The following is a 17466-nucleotide window of genomic DNA, read 5'->3' as shown; positions in this document are numbered from 1 at the left end:
CGCGGAGCGCACGGAAGGAATGAGTCTACGCGTGCGCAGGGCCTGCCACTGCAGGCTCGGCCCCATCGTCACGGTTCGCGGCGCCGGGCCTCAGATGAGGCCGCGGCGACCGGCGATGGCCCCCGCCTGGAAGCGGGTCGTCGCGCCGAGCTCGACCATGATCGTGCGGACGCGGCGCTCGACCGTGCGCTGCGAGATCCCGAGCTGGCGGGCCATGGTGAGGTCGCTGGCCCCGGCGGCGAGGAGGGCGAGGATCTGCCCGTCCCGGTCGGTGAGCCGGGCGAGGGCCCTGCCGCGCGGGGTGCGCGGCAGGGGAGTGCTCAGCGCGAACAGCCCGAGGCACATGTCCATGAGCGCGCCGGCCAGCTGGCGCTGCTGGACGTAGAGCGAGCCGCCGCCGGAGTCGAGGTGGGTGATGTCGATCACGGCCGTGTTGCGGTCGACGGCGAGGACCGAGAAGGCGAGGTGTGGGGTGAGGCGCACGTCGATGCCGTCAGCCCGCATGGCCTCGAGCGCGCTGAAGGCTCCCTCGACCTCGAGGATCGACTGCTCGAAGACGACCTGGCGCTCGAGCGTCGGGCTCGTGACGCTGCTGTGGGCGAGGACGATGGCGTCGGGGTGGTGGATGACCATCTCGTCCATCCGGGCACTGCGCGCGATGAGCCGCACGCACCGGCTCTCGGCGCGCCGCGCGGCGCGGAAGTAGGCCGTCTCCACCTCCTCGAGGGTGTCGAGGATGGCGACGTCGCGGCTCGTGGAGGCGCCCGCCACACCGGATCTCGCCTCGTTGTACATGTGGGTCAGGCCCTCGACGGCCGACCGGGTCGTGCGCGCCTGTCGCTCGAGGTCGGCGGCCCACGCCGGCAGCGTCGTGTCGGGCGGATAGACCTCGATGACGTCGCGCCGGGTCGCGTTGACCATGTGGCGCGCCTCGAGGTTGGCCAGGGCCGCGGTGACCTCGTCCTCGGTGAGACCCTCGCGCAGGAGCGCGCTGCGGCGGGGAGCCGGTTGGCGCAGCAGCAGGAGGTAGACGCGGGTGGTCAGCTCGTCGATGGCGAGGCGGACATCGGGCACGCTCACGCACCCAGACTATGGCGGGATCACGACATTGTCAGGAACCCGCCGCCGTTTGGTTTGAATGAACGGTGAACCGCGTGTCATGGTGGTCCACGTCGACCTCGTCGACGTTCACGCAGAGCCTCCGGTTCCCCCCAACCGTGAGTGCCGCGTGAGCGGGCGCGGCGCACCCGGGGGTACCCCCCTGCTCCCCGGGCGCGTCGCGCCCACACCTTTGTCCCCACCCATAACGGCGTATGCCGTCCACCGGACTGCCGTCTGCGCGTCGCCCCTGCCGCCCTAGGCTTGGCGCCCATGAAGGTCCTCGTCATCGGCTCAGGTGCCCGCGAGCACGCCATCGTCCGCAGCCTCGTCGCCGACCAGGCCGTGGACGCCGTCGTGGCCGCGCCGGGCAACCCCGGCATCGACACGATCGCCCTGTGCGAGCCGCTGGCCGACGCCACCGACGCCGGGGCCGTCCTCGAGGTCGCCCAGCGCCACCGGGTCGACCTCGTCGTCATCGGACCCGAGGCTCCGCTCGTGGCCGGCGTCGCAGATGTGCTGCGGGACAGCGGCTTCGACGTCTTCGGGCCCTCGGCGAAGGCCGCTCGGCTCGAGGGCAGCAAGGCCTTCGCCAAGGAGGTCATGTCCGCGGCAGAGGTGCCCACCGGGCTCGCCCACCTGTGCACCACCGTCAACGAGGTGGCCGAGTCCATCGACGCGTTCGGCGCGCCCTACGTCATCAAGGACGACGGCCTCGCCGCCGGCAAGGGTGTCGTCGTCACCGACGACCGCGACGCCGCACTGGCCCACGCCGAGGCCTGTCTCGCCAAGGAGGACGGCCAGGTCGTCGTCGAGGAGTTCCTCGACGGACCCGAAGTCTCGCTCTTCGTCCTCAGCGACGGCGTGACCGTCGTCCCGCTCACCCCGGCCCAGGACTTCAAGCGCGTCGGCGACGACGACGCCGGCCCCAACACCGGTGGCATGGGCGCCTACAGCCCGCTCGGCTGGGCTCCCGACGGCCTCGCCGACGACCTCGTGGCCCGGGTGGCCCAGCCCACGATCGACGAGATGGGTCGCCGGGGGACGCCGTTCGTCGGCGTCCTCTTCATCGGGCTCGCCATGACGAGCCGGGGTCCGCGGGTCATCGAGTTCAACGCCCGCTTCGGCGACCCCGAGACGCAGGTCGTCCTCGCCCGGCTCCTCACCCCGCTCGGCGGGCTGCTCAAGGCGGCGGCGACTCGGCGGCTCGACGAGTACGACACGCTGCGCTGGTCCGACGACCACGCCGTCACCGTCGTCGTCGCCTCGCACAACTACCCGGGGACCCCGCGCACCGGCGACCCCATCTCGGGCACCGGCGACGTTGAGGGCGTGCCGACGGCATACGTGCTCCACGCCGGCACGGCGCTCGACGAGAGCGGCACGCTCGTCTCCGCGGGCGGACGGGTCCTGTCGGTCGTCGCGACGGGCGCCGACCTCGCGGAAGCCCGCGAGCGCGTCTACGCCGCGGTCGACCTCATCGGGCTCGAGGGGTCGCACCACCGTACCGACATCGCGCTCAAGGCCTCGCGCGACGAGATCGCCGTCAGCTGACCTGCGGCAGGACCGTCGAGGCCAGCTCCTCGACGTGGTCGAGGTCGGCGAGGTCGAGGACCTGGAAGTAGAGGCGGGTCGCACCGGCCTCGGCGTAGCGACCGATCCGGTCGACCACCTCGTCGCTCGACCCGGCGAACCCGTTGCGCCGCAGCTCGCCCACGTCCCGGCCGAGGGCCGCGGCGCGACGGGCCAGGGTCGCCTCGTCGTCGCCGAGGCAGAGGACCCCCACGGCCGACATCGTCAGCTCGTCGGGGTCGCGGCGCCGCTCCTCGCACGCGGCGCGGACGCGCTCGAAGAGCACGCGCGACTCCTCGGGCGACTGGAACGCGGCGTTGAACTCGGACGCGTAGCGCGCGGCGAGGGCGGGAGTCCGCCGCTTGCCGGAGCCACCGACGATGATCGGCACCCCGCCCTCCTGGACCGGCTTGGCGAGGGCCGGCGCGTCAACCATGGGGTAGTGCGACCCGTCGTGCGTGTAGGTCCGGCCCGCCGGGGTCGCCCACAGCCCGGTGATGACGGCGAGCTGCTCCTCGAGGCGGTCGAAGCGCTCGCGCACGTCGGGGAAGTCGATCCCGTATGCCGTGTGCTCACCCTTGAACCAGCCCGCACCGATGCCGAGCTCGACCCGGCCACCAGACATCTGGTCGACACCCGCCACGGCGATGGCGAGCGGGCCCGGGAAGCGGAAGGTCGCAGCGGTGACGAGGGTGCCGAGCCGGATCCTCGTGGTGTCGCGGGCGAGACCGGCGAGCGTGACCCAGGCGTCGGTCGGCCCGGCGCCACCGTCGCCGCTCATGTGGAGGTAGTGGTCGGACCGGAAGAACGCGTCGAACCCGGCGTCCTCGGCGGTGCGGGCGACGGTGAGGAGGTCGTCGTAGGTCGCACCCTGCTGGGGCTCGGTGAAGATCCGGAAGTCCATGCACCAACCCTACGGAGGTGTCGGGGGCCGGGCCTAGGTTGGGCGGATGAGCGAGCACCCGCAGCTGGGCATCACCGTCGACTGTGCCGACGCGCAGGTGGTGGCGCGGTTCTGGTGCCGCGCCCTGGGCTACGTGGAGGCGCCGCCGCCGCAGGGCTGGGACGACTGGCCGAGCTTCCTCACCGACCACGGCGTCCCCGAGGACGAGTGGGGCGACGGGGCCACGATCCGGCCGGCCACCGGCGAGGGCCCGTCCATCAGCTTCCTCAAGGTGCCCGAGCCCAAGACGGTCAAGAACCGCGTCCACCTCGACGTCAAGGTCAGCGGCGGTCGCCACGTCGACCAGGCGCTGCGCGAGACCCGGATCCGCGCCACCGAGGCCGACCTCGTCGCCCACGGCGCGCGGTCGCTGCGCGAGGACGTCGGCGACGACGGACGCCTCGACCACGTCGTCATGGCCGACCCCGAGGGCAACGAGTTCTGCGTCGTCTGAGGCCCGGGCCGTCCGGGCTAGTCGTCGACGCCGCGGGCGCTCAGCGCCTCGCCGAGGCGGTCGGCGTGACGGAGCGACCGGACGAGGAGCGGCACCGCGAACGCACGCGGGCTCGACCGCAGCCCCCGCGCGTACTGCGCCTCCCGCACCTCCTGGGCCAGGCCGAGGACGACGTGCACCGACCGGATGCCCAGGGCGAGCATGAGCCCCACCCGCTCCGGGTCGACGCCGAACCGTCGCAGCCAGCCGCAGACCCTCACGACGACGTCGACCATCGCCGTGGTCCGGGTCGTGACGGTGACGAGCCCGGCGAGGAGGACGAGCGAGACGAAGGACCCGACGACACCGACGCCGGTCTGCCACGACGCGAGGACCCACTGGACGACGAGCAGCGGCACGGCGACCCAGGCGAGCCCGACCACCTGACGCCCGAGCACGCGCAGCGGCAGGCGAGCGACGGCATGCAGGGCAAGGACGAGCGCGAGGGCGAGCCCGACCTGCCACGGTGAGCGCCAGACCGCCAGGGCCACGCCGGTGCCGAGGAGCCCGAGCAGCTTGGCGCCGGCACCGAGGCGGTGGACCGGCGAGCTGCCCGGGAGGAAGAGCGGGACCGCGGTGAGCGCCATCAGCGTGCGACGAGTGTGCGGTAGGCCGCGACGGCGTGGGCCGGGGAGCCGTCATGGACGATGCGCCCCTCGTCGAAGACGAGGACCCGGTCGAAGCCGTCGAGCAGGTCGAGGTGGTGGGTGACGAGGACGACCTGCTGCGCGAGCCCGTCGACGAGACGGCGGACCATCTCGGCGTTGCGCAGGTCGAGCAGCGTCGTGGGCTCGTCGAGGACGAGGAGGTCGGGCTCGGTGACGAGGACGCTGGCGAGCGCGAGGAGCTGCTTCTGGCCACCCGAGAGGAGGTGGGCCGGGTGGTCGGCGTGGCCGTCGAGCCCGTATGCCGTGAGCGCCGCCGCGGTGCGCGCCCTCACCTCGTCCTTGCTCAGGCCACGCCGACGCAGCCCGAAGGCGATGTCCTCGGCGACGGTCGGCATGACGATCTGCGCGTCGGGGTCGGTGAAGCAGAAGCCCACGCGCCGTCGGACCTCGCGCCCGTCGCGCACGGTGTCACGTCCGTCGATGGTCACGGTGCCCGAGTCGGGGTGGACGAGGCCGTTGAGGAGGCGGACGAAGGTCGACTTGCCCGAGCCGTTGGCGCCGACGATCCCGACCCGGTGCTCGGTGAGGGTGACGTCGACGTCACGGAGGACGAGCCTCCGGGCCGGACCGTCGCCGAAGGCGTGGCTGACCTCGGTGACGCGGATCTCGGGCACGGTGGCGGGGAGGGTCAGGCGGGCACGCGGTCGACCGGGGTCCGCCGATCGGCCCGCGAGGGGATGAGGCCGGGGTAGGCCGCGTGGACGCCCGCGGCGACGAACGCCGTGAGGACGGCCTTGACGACGTCGCCGGGCATGAACACCGCCGCCAGCGTGGTCGCCTTGACGAGGCCCACGTGGAGGACGAGCGCCATGCCGACGATGCCGATCGCGTTGAGCGCGAGGACCCCGCCGAGGATGTTGGCCATGACGCCGAGGGGCAGCCGGTAGGGGCGGCCGATCCGCTCGGTGAGCAGGCCGACGAGGAACGCGGCGACGGGGAAGCCGACGAGGTAGCCCACGCTCGGGCCGGCGAACACCCCGAGACCGCCGCGACCACCGGAGAGCAGCGGGAGGCCGATGGCGACGAGCGTGAGGAAGAGCAGCACCGACAGCGCACCGCGCTTCGCGCCGAGGATGGCGCCGGCGAGCATGATGCCCATCGACTGCGCGGTGATCGGCACGGCTCCACCGAACGGGGCGACGGCCGGCACGAGGCCGAGCGCGGCGATGACGCCGGTGAAGATCGCGATGAGCGACAGGTCGCGGGACGTGAGCATGCACCGGAGTGTGCCAGCCCCGGGGGTGCTCGCGACACCTGCCGGTCACCTGCTGGGCGGCTCGGCGCGCAGCCGCTGCGTGAGGGTGAGGGCGAGGACGGCGGCCGCGACCGAGGTACCGATGAGTAGTGCGAAGACGCCCCCGTCGAGCGTGTCGTGGCGGGCCGCGATGAGCGCGCCGCCGCCGGCCGTCGTCAGGGCGCTGCCGAGGCTGGCGCCGATCTGGGAGGCGGCGGTCGCCTGTCCCTGCTCGCGCGGTGGGGCGAGGGTGAAGATCTCGGTGGCCAGGCTCGGCGACGCGAGACCCATGCCCGTCGCGGCGAGGGCCCAGCCGGCGAGGCCGGGGACGAGCTCGAGGACCCCGAGCGACAGGAGGAGGGGGCCGACGCCGCCGAGGGCGATGAGCGCGAGCCCGAGACGGACTCGGGCCGCGGCGTCGAGCCGGTGCTGGACGGCGTCGAGACCGTGGACGGCCGAGCCCACGGCCCAGAAGACACCGGTGATGCTGAGGCTGATCCCGGCGAGCGCCGGCCCGACGTCGTGGGTCACGTCGAGCATGAGCGGCAGGTAGCCGCCGATCCCACCGAACGCGACGACGAGCAGGGTCCGAAGGGCCACCACGGCCGGTACGCCGTGTGCTGCGGTGAGCGTCCCGGCCGGCAGTGCCGCGCGGACCGTCGCGACGAGCGCGAGGGCGCCGACGGCGAGGGTGAGGAGGCCGGCGAGGTGGTGGTCCCCGCCGTCGAACGCGAGGGGACCGCCGACGCTGAGCAGCGCGACCGCCGTGGCGAGCCCGACCGCCGGGCCGACGGGGGCCGGGGTGCCTGCCTCCGGCACCGTGGTGGCCGGGTCGTCGACCCGCCGGACGTCGGCCCGGCGCAGGGCCGGCAGGAGCAGGAGCAGGGCCGGCACGAGGAGCGCGGACGGCAGGAGGAAGACGAGCCGCCAGCCGACGAGGGCCTCCGCGGCTCCGGCGGCGCCGGGACCGAGCAGGCTGGGCAGGATCCACGCCGCAGCGAAGGTCGCGAAGACCTTGGCGCGCAGGTGCTCCGGCAGCGCCCGCGCCGCGAAGACGAGGGTGGAGACGTCGATGAGGCCCTCGGCGACCCCGGACAGGCCCCGGCCCGCGACGAAGACCGCCATCGAGGGAGCGGCGGCCGTGACGGCCTGGGCGACGGCGAACGTCGCGAGCCCGGCCAGCAGCACCGTGCGGGAGCCCACCAGGTCCACCCACCGGCCGGCGACGGCGACGGCGACCATGAAGGTCACCATCGACGCGGCGTTGGCCGCCCCGAACCATGCCAGCCCGTCGAGGGCCCGCGTGGCCGTCGGCATGATGCTGATGACGGCCCGGTTCTCGAAGGCGCCGAGCGTGACGAGGGCGATGATCCCTGTCGCCACCGGCAGGTGCCGGGAGCTGAAGAGCCGCTCGGGTGCGGCGGTGGCTGTCGAGGTCATGGGCGGCATCCTCATATCTCAAGCCCGCTTGAGATCAAGCCGTAGGCTGCGGACGTGGACAAGGACGACCTGCTGCCGATCGGGGAGGTCGCCGCGCGCAGCGGCGTCTCCGTCCCCACCGTCCGGTTCTACGAGGAGCGCGGACTCATCCAGAGCGTGCGGAACGCCGGGAACCACCGCCGCTACGCACGGCATACGCTCCGCCGGATCGCCGTGGTGCGCGCAGGGCAACGGTTCGGGCTGAGCCTGGCCGAGATCGGTGAGGCGCTCGCGACGCTCCCTGCGGACCATCCGCCCACGAAGCGCGACTGGGCCCGGATGTCCGCGGCGTGGCACGACGCGCTCACCGAGCGGATCGAGGCGATGACCCGGGTGCGTGACGGGCTCACCGACTGCATCGGGTGCGGCTGCCTCTCGGTGACGTCGTGCCCGATCTACAACGCCGATGACTCCCACGCCGCCGACGGCCCCGGTGCCCAGCGCTGGCCCTCCGCCGCCCGGGCGTGACAGCGCGGTCGGGGCTGCGAGAATCGGCCGCATGACGACGCCGCTCGAGATCCCCGGCTTCACGCACCTCTACTCCGGCAAGGTGCGCGACCTCTACGCGCCGGAGGGTCGTGACGACCAGCTGCTGCTCGTCGCATCGGACCGGATCTCGGCGTTCGACTTCATCCTCGACCCGCCGATCCCGGACAAGGGAGCCGTCCTCACCCAGCTCTCGCTGTGGTGGTTCGACCAGCTCGCCGACCTCGTGCCCAACCACGTCGTCTCGACCGACGTGCCCGAGGTCGTGGCGGGGCGCGCGGTGCTCGTCCAGCGCCTCGACATGGTGCCGGTCGAGTGCGTGGCGCGGGCCTACCTCACCGGTGGTGGCCTGCGGGAGTACCTCGCCGACGGCACCGTGAGCGGCCTCGCCCTGCCCGAGGGGCTGCGCGACGGCGACCGGTTCGAGGAGCCGCTGTTCACGCCGTCGACCAAGGCGCCGATGGGGGAGCACGACGAGCCGATGTCCTACGAGGCGGTCGAGGCCGAGGTCGGGACCGAGATGGCCGCCCGGCTGCGCGACCTCACGACGCGCATCCTCGCCCGCGGCAACGAGATCGCGGGGGAGCGGGGCATCCTCATCGCGGACACCAAGGTCGAGTTCGGGCTCGACGCCTCCGGTGGGCTCGTGCTCGCCGACGAGGTCCTCACCCCCGACTCGTCGCGCTTCTGGCCCGCCGACCAGTGGGAGCCGGGCCACACCCAGCCCAGCTTCGACAAGGAGTTCGTCCGCGAGTGGCTGCTCTCGGCGGAGAGCGGCTGGGACAAGTCGTCCGGCGAGGCGCCGCCGGCGCTGCCCGCCGACGTCGTCGAGCGGACCCGGGCCAAGTACGTCGAGGCCTATGAGCGCCTCACCGGCCGGACCTTCTGACGCCATGGGCTCCGAGCCGCGGGGGTGGCAGGGCGAGGCCGACCGGCTGGCCCACGCGAGCGTGGGCCGGGGCGACCCGACCGGGTGGTTCGAGGAGCTCTACGCCGCCGGCGAGTCCGGCGAGGTGACGATGGCCTGGGACCGGTCGGAGCCCCAGCCGCTGCTCGAGGCCTGGACCCGCGAGGGCGCTGTGCCTGGCGGGCCCACGGTGCGTGGTGAGGGTCGCAGCGCGGTCGTCGTCGGGTGCGGGCTGGGAGCCGACGCCGAGCACCTCGCCTCGCTGGGGTTCGACACGACCGGGTTCGACCTGTCGCCGACCGCCATCCGCACCGCGAGGGCGCGCCGCCCCGGCTCGGCCGTCGACTACCGGGTCGCCGACCTCTTCGAGCTCCCCGGCGAGTGGCGCCACGGCTTCGACCTCGTCGTCGACGTCTACACCGTCCAGGCCCTGCCGCCGGCGATGCGGGAGCAGACCGTGCGCGCCGTCGCCGACCTCGTGGCACCGGGCGGAACGCTCGTCGCGATCCACGGGGTGCTGCCGGCCGACGACGACGGCGCGGGCCCGCCGTGGCTGCTCACCGCCGACGAGATCCGGTCCTTCACCCGCCACGGGCTGAGCGAGGTCTCCGTGGTGCAGGACGACGCGCTCGTGGGCTACCCGTGCTGGCGGGCGGTCTTCACCCGCTGAGCGGGTTTCGGGGTCCGCCGGGGCGCCCAGTAGCCTGTGACCCGGCCCAGCCGCATCCCCCACGGAGTCCCTGAGTGATGGTTTCGTCCCACGAGCTCGCCCTGACCACCGTCGACGGCGGGTCCGCGCTGTCACCGTTCCGGGCACGTGCGCTCCTCGCCCGCCTGCAGGCGGTCGAGCCGTCCGTCACCGGAGTCACCGCGCGCTTGGTCCACCTCGTCGCGAGCGAGGAGCCCCTCGACGAGGACGGCCGCGCCACCGTCGAGCGCCTCCTGACCTACGGCGACCCGTATGCCGGTGACTCACCCACCGAGGGCCCGCGGACCACCGTCGTGGTCGGGCCCCGGCTCGGCACCATCTCGCCGTGGGCGAGCAAGGCCACCGACATCGCGCACAACTGCGGCATCGACCTGCGCCGCGTCGAGCGGGTCACCGAGTTCACCGTCGAAGGCGTCGAGCTCACCGGTGACGCGTGGGGAGTCGTCGCCGCCGTCCTCCACGACCGGATGACCGAGACCGCGCTCCCCACGCGGGACGCCTCCACCGCCCTCTTCGACGAGCGCGAGGCCGAGCCGATGGAGCACGTCGACGTGCTCGGCGGTGGCCGCGCGGCGCTGGAAGGTGCGAACACGGCATACGGGCTGGCTCTGTCCGACGACGAGATCGACTACCTCGCGGAGTCGTTCACCGGGCTGCAGCGCAACCCCACCGACGTCGAGCTCATGATGTTCGCGCAGGCCAACTCCGAGCACTGCCGGCACAAGATCTTCAACGCCGACTTCGTCGTCGACGGCGAGCCGCAGGTCAAGAGCCTCTTCGGGATGATCCGGCACACCGAGTCCGTGGCGGGCGCGGGCACGGTCGTCGCCTACAAGGACAACGCCTCGGTCATGGAGGGCGGCCGGATCGAGCGCTGGCTGCCCGAGCGCGGTGACGGGCCCGGCGCCTACGTCGCGCGCGAGGAGGACGTCCACGTCCTCATGAAGGTCGAGACGCACAACCACCCGACGGCGATCTCGCCGTTCCCCGGTGCCGCCACGGGTGCCGGCGGCGAGATCCGCGACGAGGGTGCGACCGGCCGCGGCTCCGCGCCCAAGGCCGGGCTCACGGGGTTCGTCGTGTCGAACCTCCACCTGCCCGGCACCGACGAGCCGTGGGAGGCAGAGACCTACGGCGCGCCCGACCACATCGCGTCGCCGCTCGACATCATGGTCGAGGGTCCGATCGGCGCCGCGGCGTTCAACAACGAGTTCGGCCGGCCCGGCATCGGCGGCTTCTTCCGCGTCTACGAGCAGACCGTCGACGGCGTGCGCCGCGGCTACCACAAGCCGATCATGAGCGCCGGTGGCCTCGGCTCGATCAGCGCCGACCAGACCGAGAAGGTCCGCTTCCCCGCCGGCACCCTGCTCATCCAGATCGGTGGGCCGGGCATGCGCATCGGCATCGGCGGTGGAGCCGCGTCCTCGATGGCCTCCGGCGACAACGCCGCCGAGCTCGACTTCAACTCCGTCCAGCGCGGCAACCCCGAGATGGAGCGGCGCGCGCAGGAGGTCATCAACCACTGCTGGAGCCTCGGCCCGGACAACCCGGTGCTGGCGATCCACGACGTCGGTGCCGGCGGCCTCTCCAACGCCTTCCCCGAGCTCGTCGACGACGCCGGGCTCGGTGCCCGCTTCGACCTCTCTGCCGTGCCCCTCGAGGAGTCCGGCCTCGCGCCCAAGGAGATCTGGGTCAACGAGAGCCAGGAGCGCTACGTCCTCGCCATCGCACCCGAGTCGCTCGAGCTGCTCGAGTCTTTCGCCGAGCGCGAGCGGTGCCCCCTGTCGGTCATCGGGGTCGCCGCAGACGACGCCCAGCTGCTCGTCGCGGGCGAGTCCGACGCGGACGTCCCGATCGACATGCCGATGGAGGTGCTGCTCGGCAAGCCGCCGCGGATGACCCGCGACGTGAGCCGCGTCGAGTGGACCGGCGACGCGCTCGACGTGAGCTCGGTCGCGGTGCGGGACACGGCATACGCCGTCCTTCGCCACCCCACGGTCGCGAGCAAGCGGTTCCTCGTGACGATCGGTGACCGCACGGTCGGTGGCTTCACGCACCGTGACCAGATGGTCGGTCCGTGGCAGGTCCCGGTGGCCGACGTCGCGGTCACGCTGGCGGACCACGCGGGCTTCGCGGGCGAGGCCATGGCCTCGGGGGAGCGTATGCCGCTCGCTGCCGTCAACGCTCCCGCCTCCGGTCGGATGGCCGTCGGCGAGGCCCTCACCAACCTGCTCGCGGCACCGATCGCGTCGCTGTCGTCGGTCAAGCTCTCGTGCAACTGGATGGCCGCCGCAGGCGAGACCGGCGAGGACGCCGCTCTCTACGACACCGTGCAGGCCGTCGCGATGGAGCTGTGCCCGGCGCTGGGCATCTCCGTGCCGGTGGGCAAGGACTCGATGTCGATGCGGACCCGGTGGACGGACCCGGCATCGGGCGAGGCGAAGCAGGTGACGTCGCCGGTGTCCCTCGTCGTGTCGGCGTTCGCCGCTCTCCCCGACATGCGCGGCACCCTCACGCCGCAGCTCCAGCCCGACTCCGCACTCGTCCTCATCGACCTCGGCGCCGGTGCGAACCGGCTGGGCGGGTCGATGCTCGCTCAGGTGTCCGGCGCGTTCGGTGGCGAGGTGCCCGACCTCGACGATCCGTCGCGGCTCGTGGCACTCGCGCGTGCGGTGCACGAGCTGCGTTCTCGTGGGCTGCTGCTCGCCTACCACGACCGTTCCGACGGCGGCCTCTGGGCGACCGTGTGCGAGATGGCGTTCGCGAGCGGGTTCGGCGTCGAGGTCTCGGTCGACTCGGTCGAGCAGCTGTTCACCGAGGAACTCGGTGCCGTGCTCGGCGTTCCCTCCGGCGCGGTCGCCGACGTTCTCGAGGTGCTCGTGTCCGCGGGGGTGGGCGCACTCGCGACCGTCGTCGGTGGCACCCACCCCGAGCGGCAGGTCACGGTCAACATCGACGGCGAGGTGTCGATCGACGAGCCGCTGTCCGACCTCGCTCGGGCCTGGGACGAGGTGTCGTGGCGCATCTCGGCGCTGCGGGACAACCCCGAGTGCGCCGACGAGGAGCACGCGGCGTTCGGCTCCGACGACGACCCCGGGCTGCACGTCACGACGACCTTCGACCCGACCGACGACGTGGCCGCGCCGTTCCTCAACCTGGGCGCCCGCCCACGGGTGGCCATCCTGCGCGAGCAGGGGGTGAACTCGCACGTCGAGACCGCCTACGCGTTCCACCGCGCCGGGTTCGAGACCTACGACGTCCACATGACCGACCTCCAGACCGGCCGGGCCTCGCTGTCCGACGTCGTCGGGCTCGTGGCCTGTGGTGGGTTCTCCTACGGCGACACCCTCGGTGCGGGTGAGGGCTGGGCGCGCTCGGTCCTGTTCAACGACCGGCTCACCGAGCAGTTCTCCGAGTTCTTCCACCGCCCCGACACGTTCGGGCTCGGCATCTGCAACGGGTGCCAGATGTTCGCCGCTCTCGCCGACCTCATCCCCGGGGCCGAGGCGTGGCCGCGGTTCACCCGCAACCGGTCCGAGCAGTACGAAGCGAGGCTCTCGCTCGTCGAGGTCCTCGAGTCGCCGTCGATCTTCACCTCCGGCATGGCGGGCTCGCACATCCCGATCGCCGTCGCCCACGGGGAAGGCTTCGCGAACTTCTCGGCGCGCGGTGACGAGGCGGCGGTGCACCGCGTGGCGCGGTTCGTCGACAACTCCGGTCGCGTCGCCACGGCATACCCGTCCAACCCCAACGGCTCACCGGACGGGCTCACCGCGGTGACCACCCCGGACGGCCGGTTCACCGCGATGATGCCGCACCCGGAGCGGGTCCAGCGCAACGCGCAGATGTCGTGGACGGACGGGCGGATCGAGGACGTCTCGCCCTGGATGCGGATGTTCCGCAACGCCCGCACCTTCATCGGCTGACTCGTGCCGTGACCAACTCACCAATTCCTCCTCTCCGCCACCTCACCGTGTGTGGCGGAGAGGAGGAATTGGCGAGTTGAGCACGTCGCCGAGGACCGTCGGGTCAAGGCGTCAAGGCGTCAAGGCGTCAAGGCGTCAGGGGGTCGAGCGGGCCGCGGCGATGAGGCGGGTGAGGCCGTCGCGCAGGTCCTCGAGCTCGGCCAGCTCCATCCCGAGGCGCTCGAGGATCGCGGGCGGCACCTTCTCGGCGCGGCTGCGCAGCCGCGCGCCGGACGGCGTGAGGGCCACGGCGAGGGCGCGGTCGTCGTGGGGGTCGCGACCGCGGGTGATGTGGCCGCTGGACTCGAGGCGCTTGAGCAGCGGGGACAGGGTGCCGGGGTCGAGGCTCACCCGCCGCCCGAGCTCGCTCACCGTGAGGGGTGCCTCCTCCCAGAGCGCGAGCATGACGAGGTACTGCGGGTGGGTCAGTCCCATGGGCGCGAGCAGCGGCTTGTAGAGCGCGATGACGTTGCGCGAGGCGACCGCGAGGGCGTAGCAGACCTGGCGGTCGAGGGCGAGCAGGTCGGTGCCGGCGGGCACGGTGCTGGTCTTGGACGTCGTCACGGGTCCCATTCTAGGTCCTTCGGTGCTATTGTGAGTGCACAAACCATTGGTGCACAAAGAAAGGCCGCGATGCGCAAGCCCGAGAACGAGGGACTGTCACTGGGCTACCGGCTCGGCTACCGCATCCAGTTCGCCATGTGGGAGGTCTTCGGCCCTGCCCAGCTCGGCGCCGGTGACGACCCGCAGATGCGGCTCAAGCGCCGCCGCCAGGCCAAGGTCGAGGCCGCCCGTGCAGCGCGTCTGGCCCGCGAGGCCGACGCGGCCTGACGCCGCGCTGGTTGTCGGGGGAAGGCTGCGTCGTCGCCACCACCTTCACTCCCGACGACGCGAGGTGGTCCCGACAAGCCGTGCTCGTCAGTCCGGCGGAGCAGGCGATTCAGCGGTGTCACCGAGCTCGGCGCTGAACGGGTAGGCCCCACCGGCACGGGCCAGCACCTCGCTCGGCGCCACCACTCCTGTCGGCAGCGGCTGCCGGGCCGCGGCGCGGCGCATCGCGTCCAGCGGCAGCGACTCCCGCGACGCGGCGACCACGACGTTGCCGAACCCCTTGCCCTTGAGGACCTGGTGCAAGCCGACGTATGCCGTCTGCGCGCCCGGTCCCAGCGCGGCCCGGGCACCCGAGGCGACGCGTGCGGCATACCGGAGTCCCGGTCGGTCCCCGAGGTTCGCGAGGAACACCCCTCCCGGCGCGAGGACCCGCGCGACCTCCCCCAGCCACTCGACCGTGGTGAGGGAGGCGGGGACCTGGCCTCCGGCATACGCGTCGAGGACCACGACGTCTGCACTCGCGGAGGCGAGTCCCGCCACGCCGACCTCGCCGGTCTGCGGCCGCACCCGGATCCGGTGGCCCCGGGGCAGCGGGATCTCCCGGCGCACGAGCTCGGTCATCGCGACCGCCGGCTCGAGGACGATCTGGGGCGAGCCCGGACGCGTCGCGTGCACCCAGCGCGCCAGGCTCAGTCCGGCTCCGCCGACGTGCGTCACCCGCAGGGGAGCCGGCTGGGCGAACACGGAGTCGATGCACAGCGCCAGCTGCTGGACGTACTCGAAGACGAGGTGGAGGGGGTCGCCGAGGTCGACGGCGGACTGGGCGTGGCCACCCACGCGGATCCACGTGACGTCGCCGTCCTGCTCGAGCTCGAGGTCGTCCACCCCCACAGACAAGCACCCCCTGCGCCGTGGCGGCGCAGGGGGTGCTCGGATGCTGCTGGTCCCGTCGAGCAGGGACTACTTGCTGATCGTCACCGGCACGTATGCCGTGGTGCCGGTCTCCTTGGCGGTCACCCTGAGCGTCACCGGGACGTCGCGGTGGCCGTTGCCCTTGGTCCAGGGCAGGAGCTGCTGCTTGGTGAGCGAGAAGCTCGCGTCGAGGACGCCGTCACGCGACGGCGACGGCGGCGCGGGGACCCGGGTCGTCGTGATCGGCACGTTCGCGAACGTCACGCCGTCGAGCGACACGGTGGCCGAGGTGTTGGCCACCGCCGATGCGCCGGCGAGGTCGAAGCCCTCGAGGCGCAGGGTGAAGGTCTTCGACTCGTTCTTGCCACCCGTAACGGTGGCGGCGAGGACGCCGACACCGTGCTGGACCAGCGGCGGCGAGACCGGGCTGTTGGCACCGATCCAGTCGACGAAGGCGTTCTGGTCGACGAGGCCTGAGTCGCGGTAGTTTGTCCCCTTGAGGAAGGTGCCGAAGTTGTCCGGCGCCACCCCCGTGGTGGTGATGAGGAAGGACGAGGACGCGATCGTGTAGACGCCGGCCGGGTCGATGGCCTTGCCGTCGATGTAGATGCCGGTGATCCGGTCACCCTGGGCCCGGTTGGGGTCGTAGGTGTAGGTGACGTTCTTGGAGATGCCGAGCGCGAGGAACGGGCGGGACGCGCCGGCGGGCTGCCACTGCTCCTCGAGGATCTGCTTGAACTGGGCACCCGTGTAGTCGGCGGCCTTGAGGTTGTTGCCGAACGGCAGGACCGTGGCGGCCTGGGCGAACGTCACGGTGCCGTCGGTGCCGTAGAGCAGGTCCGTGCGGACACCACCGGGGTTCATCACGCCGATGTCGACGCCGAGGTCGCGGCCCGGGGCGTTGAGGGACTCGACGTACTGCTGGGCGATGAGGTTGGACAGCGCCGACTCGCGCTTGCGGTCGTCCGCGCCGTCACGGGTGATGCTCTTGGTGATCTTGCCGACCGGCTGCGCGGCGATGGGCGCGGCGTAGGCGATGGCGTCGTCGATGATCTTCGACGCGGCCTGGTAGGTCGGGTTCGCGAGGCACGCCGGCGACGGGGCGATCGCCGGGATGTTGGCCGCGTTGTAGGCCGTGACCTTCTTGGCGGTGGGGTCCCAGCCGAGCTGGATCTTGCCGACGGCGGCGGCGTACTGGCCGGTCTGGAGGACCGGACGGGTCTGGCCCGAGGCCTCGCCGGGGATCTGCACGTCGTAGACGTAGGCCTGGTGGGTGTGGCCCTGGAGGATGGCCGCGACCTTGGGCGAGGTGTCGTTGACGAGGTGGGCGAAGACAGGGACGGCGAGCTGGTCGGCCAGGGTGCCGGTCGTCGAGGAGTAGGGGCCACCCTCGTGGTACTCGGCGATGATGACGTCGGCCTCGCCGTTGGCGGGGTTGCCGTCGGTGAGCTGGGCGGCCACGCGGTTGACGCCGTCGACGGGGTCGATGAAGTCGAGGTTCGCGACACCCTCGCCGGCGACGAGGTTGGGGGTGTCCTTGGTGACGCCACCGATGACGGCGACGCGCACGCCACCGACGGTGTAGGACTCGTACTGCTTGAGCGCCGGCGTCTGGGTCCCCTTGAGGAAGACGTTGGCCCCGACGTACTCGAAGTCGGCGCGCTGCTCGACGCGCTGGGTGAGGTCGGCGTAGCCCTTGTCGAACTCGTGGTTGCCCACGGACGACGCGTTCATGCCGATCGCGTCGAGGAAGTCGAGCGTCGGGGCGTCGTCCTGGATGGCCGAGGTGAACGGCGAGGCGCCGATGAGGTCGCCGGCGCCGAGGGTGAGGGTGTTCGCCGCACCGAGGGACTCACGCTGGGTGAGGATCGTGCAGGCGAAGTTCTTGCCCAACGTGCCCTTGCCATCGGTGTCGATGCGGCCGTGGAAGTCGTTGAGGTTGAGGATGTTGATGGGCGTGGTGCCCGCGGGGAGCGGCCCGCCGTTCATGTTGGTCGCCGCCGATGCCGAGCTGCCGGCCATCATCGAGGTCGTGCCGGCGAGGAGCAGGCCGGTCGTGACCGCAGCGAGCGTGCTGCCGTGCTTCATGGTGCCTCCGGGTGAGAACCGCATGGATCGTCACCGGCAGGGGCTCGGCAACCCGGCCCATGTTGCCGCAGTGCGCCGAGG

Annotated in this window: 16 protein-coding genes; 7 read left to right on the top strand and 9 right to left on the bottom strand. The window is 72.4% G+C overall.

Annotated features, from left to right (window positions below):
- Positions 1-90 precede the first annotated feature (90 nt).
- Positions 91-1080: a response regulator transcription factor gene (locus KLO01_RS04425; protein WP_147062455.1), complete on the bottom strand. Its 990-nt coding sequence runs from the start codon at positions 1078-1080 to the stop codon at positions 91-93.
- Positions 1081-1371: 291 nt separating this feature from the next.
- On the opposite strand from KLO01_RS04425, the gene purD reads away from it, so the two are divergent.
- On the top strand, positions 1372-2652 hold the full coding sequence (gene purD / locus KLO01_RS04420; protein WP_147062454.1) for a phosphoribosylamine--glycine ligase: 1281 nt from the start codon (positions 1372-1374) through the stop codon (positions 2650-2652).
- On the opposite strand, the gene KLO01_RS04415 is transcribed toward purD, so the two are convergent.
- A complete protein-coding gene (locus tag KLO01_RS04415; RefSeq protein WP_147062452.1) occupies positions 2645-3574 on the bottom strand; it encodes an LLM class F420-dependent oxidoreductase in 930 nt (309 codons plus the stop codon). The genes purD and KLO01_RS04415 overlap by 8 nt on opposite strands.
- A gap of 46 nt (positions 3575-3620) precedes the next feature.
- On the opposite strand from KLO01_RS04415, the gene KLO01_RS04410 reads away from it, so the two are divergent.
- On the top strand, positions 3621-4067 hold the full coding sequence (locus tag KLO01_RS04410) for a VOC family protein (protein ID WP_147062450.1): 447 nt from the start codon (positions 3621-3623) through the stop codon (positions 4065-4067).
- Between the two features lie 17 nt (positions 4068-4084).
- Here KLO01_RS04410 and KLO01_RS04405 read toward each other — a convergent pair whose 3' ends face one another.
- From KLO01_RS04405 to KLO01_RS04390, 4 genes are read right to left on the bottom strand one after another with little or no spacing between them, the layout of a single operon-like run.
- The gene (locus KLO01_RS04405; RefSeq protein ID WP_147062448.1) at positions 4085-4693 is read right to left on the bottom strand and encodes an energy-coupling factor transporter transmembrane component T family protein; all 609 of its coding nucleotides are present in this window, start codon (positions 4691-4693) and stop codon (positions 4085-4087) included.
- Entirely contained in the window at positions 4693-5388 is a 696-nt protein-coding gene (locus KLO01_RS04400; RefSeq protein WP_147062446.1) for an energy-coupling factor ABC transporter ATP-binding protein, read from the bottom strand. The genes KLO01_RS04405 and KLO01_RS04400 overlap by 1 nt, the downstream gene beginning before the upstream one ends.
- A 14-nt stretch (positions 5389-5402) precedes the next feature.
- The gene (locus tag KLO01_RS04395; RefSeq protein ID WP_147062443.1) at positions 5403-5990 is read right to left on the bottom strand and encodes a biotin transporter BioY; all 588 of its coding nucleotides are present in this window, start codon (positions 5988-5990) and stop codon (positions 5403-5405) included.
- A gap of 45 nt (positions 5991-6035) precedes the next feature.
- Positions 6036-7448 (bottom strand): MFS transporter, encoded by a 1413-nt coding sequence (locus KLO01_RS04390; protein ID WP_186827900.1) that lies wholly within the window; start codon positions 7446-7448, stop codon positions 6036-6038.
- A gap of 54 nt (positions 7449-7502) precedes the next feature.
- Here KLO01_RS04390 and soxR point away from each other — a divergent pair, with 54 nt between their 5' ends.
- The 4 genes from soxR to purL all read left to right on the top strand — a co-directional run bounded on the left by soxR (position 7503) and on the right by purL (position 13515).
- Positions 7503-7955 carry a redox-sensitive transcriptional activator SoxR gene (soxR, locus tag KLO01_RS04385; protein ID WP_147062440.1) on the top strand — a complete coding sequence of 151 codons (453 nt, stop codon included), beginning with the start codon at positions 7503-7505 and terminating at the stop codon, positions 7953-7955.
- Positions 7956-7986: 31 nt separating this feature from the next.
- Positions 7987-8862, top strand: a complete 876-nt coding sequence (locus KLO01_RS04380; protein ID WP_147062438.1) for a phosphoribosylaminoimidazolesuccinocarboxamide synthase — start codon at positions 7987-7989, stop codon at positions 8860-8862.
- A complete protein-coding gene (locus KLO01_RS04375; RefSeq protein WP_246136043.1) occupies positions 8834-9550 on the top strand; it encodes a class I SAM-dependent methyltransferase in 717 nt (238 codons plus the stop codon). The genes KLO01_RS04380 and KLO01_RS04375 overlap by 29 nt, the downstream gene beginning before the upstream one ends.
- A gap of 77 nt (positions 9551-9627) precedes the next feature.
- Positions 9628-13515: a phosphoribosylformylglycinamidine synthase gene (purL, locus tag KLO01_RS04370; protein ID WP_147062436.1), complete on the top strand. Its 3888-nt coding sequence runs from the start codon at positions 9628-9630 to the stop codon at positions 13513-13515.
- Positions 13516-13650: 135 nt separating this feature from the next.
- Here purL and KLO01_RS04365 read toward each other — a convergent pair whose 3' ends face one another.
- Positions 13651-14127, bottom strand: coding sequence for a MarR family winged helix-turn-helix transcriptional regulator (locus tag KLO01_RS04365; RefSeq protein WP_147062434.1), 477 nt, complete (start codon positions 14125-14127; stop codon positions 13651-13653).
- A 60-nt stretch (positions 14128-14187) separates the two neighbouring features.
- On the opposite strand from KLO01_RS04365, the gene KLO01_RS04360 reads away from it, so the two are divergent.
- The gene (locus tag KLO01_RS04360) at positions 14188-14385 is read left to right on the top strand and encodes a hypothetical protein (RefSeq protein ID WP_147062432.1); all 198 of its coding nucleotides are present in this window, start codon (positions 14188-14190) and stop codon (positions 14383-14385) included.
- Between the two features lie 87 nt (positions 14386-14472).
- On the opposite strand, the gene KLO01_RS04355 is transcribed toward KLO01_RS04360, so the two are convergent.
- Both KLO01_RS04355 and KLO01_RS04350 read right to left on the bottom strand, forming a co-directional pair.
- Positions 14473-15270 carry a spermidine synthase gene (locus tag KLO01_RS04355; RefSeq protein WP_147062430.1) on the bottom strand — a complete coding sequence of 266 codons (798 nt, stop codon included), beginning with the start codon at positions 15268-15270 and terminating at the stop codon, positions 14473-14475.
- Between the two features lie 75 nt (positions 15271-15345).
- Entirely contained in the window at positions 15346-17385 is a 2040-nt protein-coding gene (locus KLO01_RS04350; protein WP_147062428.1) for a bifunctional metallophosphatase/5'-nucleotidase, read from the bottom strand.
- Positions 17386-17466: the final 81 nt, after the last annotated feature.

Source organism: Knoellia locipacati (genome assembly GCF_007992835.1).
Classification (GTDB): Bacteria; Actinomycetota; Actinomycetes; order Actinomycetales; family Dermatophilaceae; genus Knoellia; species Knoellia locipacati.
Note: the sequence above shows the minus strand (reverse complement) of the source record. Positions and strands in the feature narration are given on the sequence as shown.